The organism is Myroides sp. LJL115 (genome assembly GCF_054871665.1).
In genome coordinates this window covers 1-3149 of the sequence record NZ_JBTXLS010000084.1, presented here as the reverse complement: position 1 = coordinate 3149, position 3149 = coordinate 1, and the positions used below count along the sequence as shown (strand labels likewise).

Annotated in this window: 2 rRNA genes; both read right to left on the bottom strand. The window is 47.5% G+C overall.

The features are described 5' to 3' along the window. Positions 1-100, bottom strand: a 5S ribosomal RNA gene (rrf, locus tag ACYSNX_RS12945); the annotation flags it as partial. A 128-nt stretch (positions 101-228) separates the two neighbouring features. Next, positions 229-3108: ribosomal RNA gene (locus tag ACYSNX_RS12940) — 23S ribosomal RNA — on the bottom strand. Between the last annotated feature and the right edge of the window lie 41 nt (positions 3109-3149).

The window sequence follows — 3149 nt, the reverse complement described above, 5'->3', positions numbered from 1 at the left end:
GTCATACTCTCCCACTGGTTAGCAGTACCATCTGCGCAAGCGGGCTTAACTTCTCTGTTCGAAATGGGAAGAGGTGAGCCCCGCTGCAATAACCACCCTAAATCGGTTGTCATCACTTTAGGATAACTAATATCTTTATATTAAGTTACTTAACTTTATTACTTTATACAGCTATCTAAATCTTTATTAGAAAGTTGCCCTCTCCCTATATTGCTATAGGGAGAGAATACACATAAGCTTATGGGCTATTAGTACTACTCGACTCTGACATTACTGCCTTTACATCTATAGCCTATCAACGTGGTAATCTCCCACGGCCCTTTAAAGAAATCTCATCTTGTGGTGGGTTTCGCACTTATATGCTTTCAGCGCTTATCCCTTCCCAACGTAGCTACTCTGCGGTGCCCCTGGCGAGACAACAGATACACTAGAGGTTGGTCCAAATCGGTCCTCTCGTACTAGAATCAGATCCACTCAAATTTCTAACGCCCACAGTAGATAGAGACCGAACTGTCTCACGACGTTCTGAACCCAGCTCGCGTGCCACTTTAATGGGCGAACAGCCCAACCCTTGGGACCTTCTCCAGCCCCAGGATGTGACGAGCCGACATCGAGGTGCCAAACCCCCCCGTCGATATGAGCTCTTGGGGGAGATCAGCCTGTTATCCCCGGCGTACCTTTTATCCTTTGAGCGATGGCCCTTCCATGCGGAACCACCGGATCACTATGCTCTACTTTCGTACCTGATCGACTTGTTAGTCTCTCAGTCAAGCTCCCTTATACCATTGCACTCTACGCACGGTTACCAAGCGTGCTGAGGGAACCTTTAGAAGCCTCCGTTACTCTTTTGGAGGCGACCACCCCAGTCAAACTACCCACCAAACAATGTCCTCCCGCATTGGGAGTTAGATCTCAAATAAGCAAAGGGTGGTATTTCAACAATGACTCCACAACGCCTAGCGACGCCACTTCAAAGTCTCCCACCTATCCTACACATCACTTATCCAAGAACAATATTAAGCTATAGTAAAGGTGCACAGGGTCTTTTCGTCCCACTGCGGGTAATCGGCATCTTCACCGATACTTCAATTTCACCGAGCTCATGGCTGAGACAGTGTCCAGATCGTTGCACCATTCGTGCAGGTCGGAACTTACCCGACAAGGAATTTCGCTACCTTAGGACCGTTATAGTTACGGCCGCCGTTTACTGGGGCTTCAATTCAATGCTTCTTCTTGCGAATAACATCTCCTCTTAACCTTCCAGCACCGGGCAGGTGTCAGGCCCTATACTTCATCTTACGATTTTGCAGAGCCCTATGTTTTTGATAAACAGTCGCCTGGACCTCTTCACTGCGGCCAGCTTGCGCTGGCGACCTTTCTCCCGAAGTTACAGGTCTATTTTGCCTAGTTCCTTAGCCATGAATCTCTCGAGCGCCTTAGGATACTCTCCTCGACTACCTGTGTCGGTTTACGGTACGGGTACTTATAACCTAAGTTTAGAAGCTTTTCTTGACAGCCCTTAGGCACACTATCTCTTTGTCCGTAGACTCCGAGTACTATCGCATTTCTCCAAGTCCGACGCATTTTACTATCAGACCTATAGGTACGTGCTTCAACGAACTATTCCGTCAGTTCGCGGTGCTTTCATCACTGTGTCACTCCATCACTGTTATAAGTAGTACGGGAATATTAACCCGTTGGCCATCGACGTCCCCCTTCGGGTGTGCCTTAGGTCCCGACTAACCCTCAGCTGATTAGCATAGCTGAGGAAACCTTAGTCTTACGGCGGGGGTGTTTCTCGCACCCCTTATCGTTACTTATGCCTACATTTTCTTTTCTAAAAGGTCCAGCAATCCTCACAGATCACCTTCAGCCCCGTTAGAATGCTCCCCTACCACTCATACTTACGTATAAATCCATAGCTTCGGTAATATGCTTATGCCCGATTATTATCCATGCTCGATCGCTCGACTAGTGAGCTGTTACGCACTCTTTAAATGAATGGCTGCTTCCAAGCCAACATCCTAGCTGTCTGGGCAATCAAACCGCGTTTTTTCAACTTAGCATATATTTGGGGACCTTAGCTGATGGTCTGGGTTCTTTCCCTCTCGGACATGGACCTTAGCACCCATGCCCTCACTGATAATAAACATTACTTAGCATTCGGAGTTTGTCAGGAATTGGTAGGCGGTGAAGCCCCCGCATCCAATCAGTAGCTCTACCTCTAAGTAACTATGATTATCGCTGCACCTAAATGCATTTCGGGGAGTACGAGCTATTTCCGAGTTTGATTGGCCTTTCACCCCTACCCACAGGTCATCCGAAAACTTTTCAGCGTTTATCGGTTCGGTCCTCCATTTAGTGTTACCTAAACTTCAACCTGCCCATGGGTAGATCACACGGTTTCGCGTCTACCACTACTGACTAAAGCGCCCTATTAAGACTCGCTTTCGCTACGGATCCAGACCTGAAGTCCTTATCCTTGCCAGCAACGGTAACTCGTAGGCTCATTATGCAAAAGGCACGCCGTCACTTCACAAAGAAGCTCCGACCGCTTGTAGGCGTATGGTTTCAGGATCTATTTCACTCCGTTATTCACGGTTCTTTTCACCTTTCCCTCACGGTACTGGTTCACTATCGGTCTCTCAGGAGTATTTAGCCTTAGCGGATGGTCCCGCCAGATTCAATCAGGGTTTCACGTGCCCCGACCTACTCAGGATACCACTATTCTTATCTTCTCTTACTTATACGGGACTATCACCCTCTATGGTTAACCTTTCCAGGTTATTCTAATTCAATCCGCAAGAAATGTCGTGGTCCTACAACCCCAATATTGCCGTAACAACATTGGTTTGGGCTATTCCGCGTTCGCTCGCCACTACTAGCGGAATCACTTTTGTTTTCTTCTCCTCTGCCTACTTAGATGTTTCAGTTCAGCAGGTTCGCCTCCTTATCGGATAACATGTCTTCAACATGCTGGGTTGCCCCATTCGGATATCTACGGATCAATTCGTGTGTGCCGATCCCCGTAGCTTTTCGCAGCTTATCACGTCCTTCATCGCCTCTGAGAGCCTAGGCATTCCCCATACGCCCTTATTTTGCTTATGTGCTTACAATGTCTTTCGACTTGTACTTTCTATATATTTTTT